General features: G+C 63.1%; 3 protein-coding genes and 2 pseudogenes. All 5 read left to right on the top strand.

Annotated features, from left to right (window positions below; genetic code table 11):
* Positions 1-784, top strand: a pseudogene (locus tag ACT8II_RS07725) (aminopeptidase); the annotation flags it as partial.
* 165 nt (positions 785-949) lie between these two features.
* Positions 950-2,086, top strand: a complete 1,137-nt coding sequence (locus ACT8II_RS07720) for a glycosyltransferase (protein ID WP_158574801.1) — start codon at positions 950-952, stop codon at positions 2,084-2,086.
* A 9-nt stretch (positions 2,087-2,095) separates the two neighbouring features.
* Entirely contained in the window at positions 2,096-3,214 is a 1,119-nt protein-coding gene (locus ACT8II_RS07715; RefSeq protein WP_118653209.1) for a glycosyltransferase family 2 protein, read from the top strand.
* 125 nt (positions 3,215-3,339) lie between these two features.
* Complete coding sequence (locus ACT8II_RS07710; protein ID WP_118653207.1) at positions 3,340-4,281, top strand: hypothetical protein; 942 nt, start codon at positions 3,340-3,342, stop codon at positions 4,279-4,281.
* A 39-nt stretch (positions 4,282-4,320) separates the two neighbouring features.
* Positions 4,321-5,497: pseudogene (locus ACT8II_RS07705) on the top strand (hypothetical protein); the annotation flags it as partial.

The following is a 5,497-nucleotide window of genomic DNA, read 5'->3' as shown; positions in this document are numbered from 1 at the left end:
GATCGAGGGCGACGAGGAGGCCAAGGAGCCCGTCAAGCAGATGTTCCTCGACATCATCAAGGAGAAGTACGACATCGACGAGGAGGACTTCCTCTCCGCCGAGATCGAGGTCGTTCCCGCCGGTCCCGCCCGCGAGATGGGCTTCGACCGTTCGATGATCCTCGGCCACGGCCAGGACGACCGCGTGTGCGCCTACACGTCCCTTGCTGCCCAGCTCGACGTGCCCCAGGTCGAAACCACGAGCGTCACCCTGCTCGTCGACAAGGAGGAGATCGGGAGCGTGGGCGCTTCCGGTATGACCAGCCGCTTCTTCGAGAACGCCATCGCCGAGATCATGGCGCTCGCCGGCGAGGACGGACCGTTGGCCCTGCGCCGCGCGCTCGCGAACTCCCGCATGCTCAGCTCCGACGTCTCCGCGGGCTTCGACCACCTCTACGCCGACCGCTTCGAGAAGAAGAACGCCGCCATCATGGGCCACGGCCTGTGCTTCAACAAGTACACCGGAAGCCGCGGCAAGGGTGGCTCCAACGATGCGGACGCCGAGTACTTCGCCCTCATCCGCGACATCATGGACGAGGCGGGCGTCGACTACCAGACCTGCGAGCTCGGGCGCATCGGTGCCGGCGGCGGCGGCACGATCGCCTACATCCTCGCCGAGTACGGTATGGACGTCATCGACTCCGGCGTTGCCGTCCTGTCCATGCACGCCCTGTGGGAGGCCACCAACAAGGCCGACATCTTCGAGGCCTACAAGGGCTACAAGGCGTTCATCACGCGCGCGTAGACCCCATAACCTCCACCCTCTTCGCCGCGGGCCGGGCTTTCTCCGACCCGCGGCTTTTTCGTCCGCGTCCATGCGCAGGCCGACCGCGCGCTTTGGGAAGTCGGCCTCCTTGCGGTAGGATATAAGGCGTTCATGCCCCTACGCGTTAAAGGACGGCACACCCTCGTGAGCAGCGCACAAGGCACTACAGGCCACTTGGTATCGGTTGCGGTGCCGGTGTACAACGTGGAGCACTACCTCGCACAGTGCCTCGATTCCATACGCTCTTCGCTCGGAAAGCAGCTGCAAGTCGTCATCGTCAACGATGGCTCCACCGATGGGAGCCTCGCCATTGCCGAGGCCTTCGCGCAACGCGCCGAAAGCGATCCGCACCTGCCCGATGTCTCCATCGTGACCAAGCCCAATGGCGGGTACGGCGCTGCAGTCAACAGGGGCTTCGATGAGTCCGATGGCATGTACGTCGGCATCGTCGAGCCCGACGACTACCTTGCCGGAGACCTCTTCGGCGAGCTCTACGCCATTGCCGAGGCGAGCGATATGCCCGACATCGTCAAATCAACCTATAAGCGCGTCTGGATGCCCGATACCCCGCAGCAGCGCATATGGGGCTCCCTGCTGCGTCATCGCGGCGTGCGCACCTGGAGGCGGGGCTGCACCAACCTGGGAGAATCTCCCCTGCTTGTCCGCTGGCACCCTTCGGTGTGGTCGGCGATCTACCGTCGTGACTTCCTCACGTCGACGGGCACGCGATTCATCGAGGCGCCGGGCGCGGGATGGGTGGACAACCCCTTCGTAATGCGAGCCATGTGCCAGGCGGACCGCATAGCGTTCACCGACGATGCGTGGTATTGCTATCGCGAGGATCGGCCGGGGTCGAGCAGCGTCACCAAGGCGCCCACCCTCTCGCTCACACGCTGGCTGCAAATGGCGGAGGAGGTCGCTCAGAGCCGCTGGGCGACGGACGAAGGTGTCCTCACCTCACTTGCGAGCATCGGTTTTCGCTACGCGTCGCATCTGTGGAATACTCCCGAGGCGCGCGATCCCGAGGTTACCAAGCTCCTCGAGTGCGTGCTCGGCGCCATACCCCTCGACATCGCGCTCTCACTCGACGATGTGTCGCCAGCGGCAAAGCAACGCTATCTCGATGCCACACATCAAAACGGAGACATTGGCAAAGCGATGACGTATCGCATGGCCATGATCCGCGAACTCTTGTATTCCTGGCGGGAGAACGGCATGTTCTTCGCCTGCGAGCGCGCCGGCCTCCATCGTCATCCAGCCAAGACCCAGCACATCTCCTAAGGAGCATCCGTGACCGCCGATTCATCCCCCGCCATCGCCACGAACGAGGCGAATCCCCTGGTATCTGTCATCATTCCCGCCTACAACGTCGAGGCGTACGTCGAGGCGGCCGTTCGCTCCGTCCTGGACCAGACCCTCACAGACATTGAGGTCATCGTCGTTGACGACGGATCGCACGACGAAACGGGGGCGATTCTCGATCGCATGGCCCTGCAGGACCCGCGCCTCACCGCCCTCCATGTCCCAAACGGCGGGGCCCCTACGGCGCGCAACCTCGCGATCGACCGGGCGCGCGGACGCTACCTCGTTTTCGTGGACGCCGACGACGAGTGCGCCCCCACCATGCTCGAGCACCTTGCCTCCATCATGGAGCGAGATCACTGCGATCTCGCGGTCTGCGGCTTCGAAATCGTCACTACCACGGGATACGGCAATGGCGATGACTCCGGTGACGATACCTATGTTGAGGTCAAGCAGGTTCCGGATGCGACTTATGCAACGGCGGAGGATTTCCATCGCGCCTCGCCCGCGCTGTTCGACAACAACATGTTCTATCCACCGTGGAATAAGATGTTCCTCGCCAGCCGCCTCAATGAGCTCGGCATCCGCTATCGCGACGTTTTTTGGGACGACTTCCCCTTTGTGCTTGATTACATCAGGGATGTCCAGAGCGTCAGCATGACGAGCGAGCCCCTGTACCGCTTCTTCCGTCGCCGCGCCGACTCGGAAACCGCCCGTTACCGCGACGGCGTGTTCGAGAAGCGCGAGACGGAAAACGACTGGATGCGTGAGCTGTACCGCCACTGGAACATGGAGGACGACGCAAACGCCGACGAGATGGTGAGCCGTCGGTACATCGAGCGTCTCGTCGGCTGCGTGGCCAACGAATGCTCCCCAAAGAACCCCAAGTCGTTCTCCCAAAAACGCGCGAAGGTCAAAGAGATGCTGAGCTCGCCGGCGGTGCGCCCCTCCCTTAGGGCGGCTCGACCCCGTAGTGCGAAGATGCGTGTCATGCTCATCCCCTATCGCATGAACAGCGCGACGCTCTGCCTGCTATCCGGCATGTTCATCGAATGGGTCCGCGGGACGGCGCCCACGCTGTTTGCCAAGCTCAAGGCCAACCGCTAGTCACATTCGACAACCTTCACAGGGTTTCCTCGTCTGTTAGGACTTTGCGTTGCTTTGCGCGACGGGGTGGTATTGCGCGCGCATGGGTACGAGAATCTCGTGAGCGATCACGAGAGGTGTACCCTATGACTTCAAACGATACAGAACAGACCACCCGCAGTCCGTATAGCGCGTACCTGGGCTCACCCGACACGCACATCGGGGCGACGCAGCCCATCGCGCTGCGCAAGGGACTCCTCGACGGCATCTCTGTCGCGCAAATCATCGCCGCGGCGGCGGCCGCCGTGACCTCCATGCTCCTCTCATCAAAAATCGGCATCGCGGGGTCCGTCATCGGCGCAGCCGTGAGTTCCGTGGTGACCGTCGTGTGCTCCCAGCTCTATCGCAACGCACTCGACACGAGTGCGCGAAAGCTCAAGGCAAAACAAGCGATGCGAGCCTACCAAGCGCAAGAGCGCGTCCTCGATACGCTCGACGCCTACGGGACCAGCGCCGCCTCGTCAACGACGAACATGAGCCCCGAAGCGGCGCACGAAGACACCCGCACCCCGCATATCCGCATCGCGCCTACCAAGCTGCAGGCAAGGGCAGCCGCAGAGCGAAGCGCGTCCAAGCGAAAGGTGACCTTTGCATCAATTCTCATTGCCGTTCTGGCCGTCGTGATCAGCGCAGGCGCCGTCATGCTCGCCACCGCGGGAGAGGGCCTGGGCACGAAGACACCATCCGTGTTCGGTGCCTCAACGTCCACCGATCAGCCGCCGACAAATCCCGCGGATGAAGTTGCCCCGACGACGCCTTCGACGTCAGCCCCGCAAGCAACGCAAGACGGCAACGACACGACAAATGGCAGCGCCACGTCCAGCACCGATGCCACATCGGGATCGGGCTCCACGTCGGGCACGGGAAGCACAGGCACTGGCGATTCGTCGAACTCCAATACAAACTCCGGTGGCTCAACGAGCTCGGACTCCAGTGACGGCAACACAGACGGGTCCTCATCTGATAGCTCAAATGGAGCAGGGACGCAGTCAACCGATAACGGCACCGAGGTGAACGCCGGCGCATGATGCTACCATGGTGAGCGCAATCGATTGAAAGAGGCCACCATGGCACGAGCGAAATCCTCCGCAAACCTAACTGCGAACAACCTTATATACCTGTATCGCCTTCTGTCCCAAGAACTCGGGTGTGGGAGGCAGACGTTTCTCCCCGCCGTGGAGGAGGCCCTCGCATCCGATCAGATGACCGCTGATGACTTGGGATTTGATTCGACGCGCGACTTACTCGAAGCGCTTGAGGTGTTCGTCAAGTTGACCATTTTCAAGGGTGGCAGAATCTACGCGACCATCATTGCCCAGCCCACATGGGACGAGGCGCTCGCCGCATTTGAGGCGACGGATGGCAAAAAGACTGCGGGAGAATCTTCCGGCAAACCGTGGAAACGCAAGAAGGCCGACAAGACGCTCAAGCCGGTGCGCCCCAAACGCGCAAAGCGCCCGGAGCCCGAACCGAAGCCCGTGCCCGCACAGGAGCCGGAGCTCGAGTGCGAATCGGCGCAGGCGGATGGCGAGCTGCCATCCGGTCTTCAGCCTGAACCCGCTTCAGCACCGGAGAGCGTTGCCGCTCCCGGACGCACCGCGCCGTCTTTCCATGACACGTCAAGCGGCTCGAGCGCGCCATCCGACTCCGGTGCGCCATCCGACGCTATCGAGCCGTCCAGCGCACCCGATGCGGACACAGAGCCTGAACAGCCAGCAGCCCGGGAGGCGGCAGCGCCGGGTGTCGACGATACGTCCCCCGATGGCCCAAGGCCCGCGATATCGCTCACCGTGGTCTACGACCCCTACAACGGGATCGACCGCGAGACGACCCTCCAGTCTCATCCCGTCGCGCCCGCGCCTTCCCCGGTGCGCACTGAGACGCCCGAAAGCACCGTTCCCGCACCTGCCGAGGACCCTGCGCAATTCGAGGCGTTGCCCGATGTCGTCGAAGCTCCGACGCAGCTGCCGTCCTCCTCTTCCGCACAATCAAGCGTCGCCGCCCCAGCAGAGCCCGAGATAGTGCTTGAGGCGACTCCGGAGACGAGAAATCCCGCGCCCTCGCCTGAGGTCCTCGCAAGCTACCCCACCAACCTCTCCAGCGAGGTGTATTTTCCCAGCGAACGCATCGCGGACCTTTGCGAGTTGCTCCCCTACGGCACCGATGTCTTCACACTTCTCGCAGAGGACTATGCCCGCGCCCGCACGCTCGAACTCATAACGGGCACGCGAGCCCGAGTCGTCT

Origin of the sequence: Collinsella sp. (assembly GCF_052346665.1) — a bacterium.
GTDB lineage: Bacteria > Actinomycetota > Coriobacteriia > Coriobacteriales > Coriobacteriaceae > Collinsella.
Note: the sequence above shows the minus strand (reverse complement) of the source record. Positions and strands in the feature narration are given on the sequence as shown.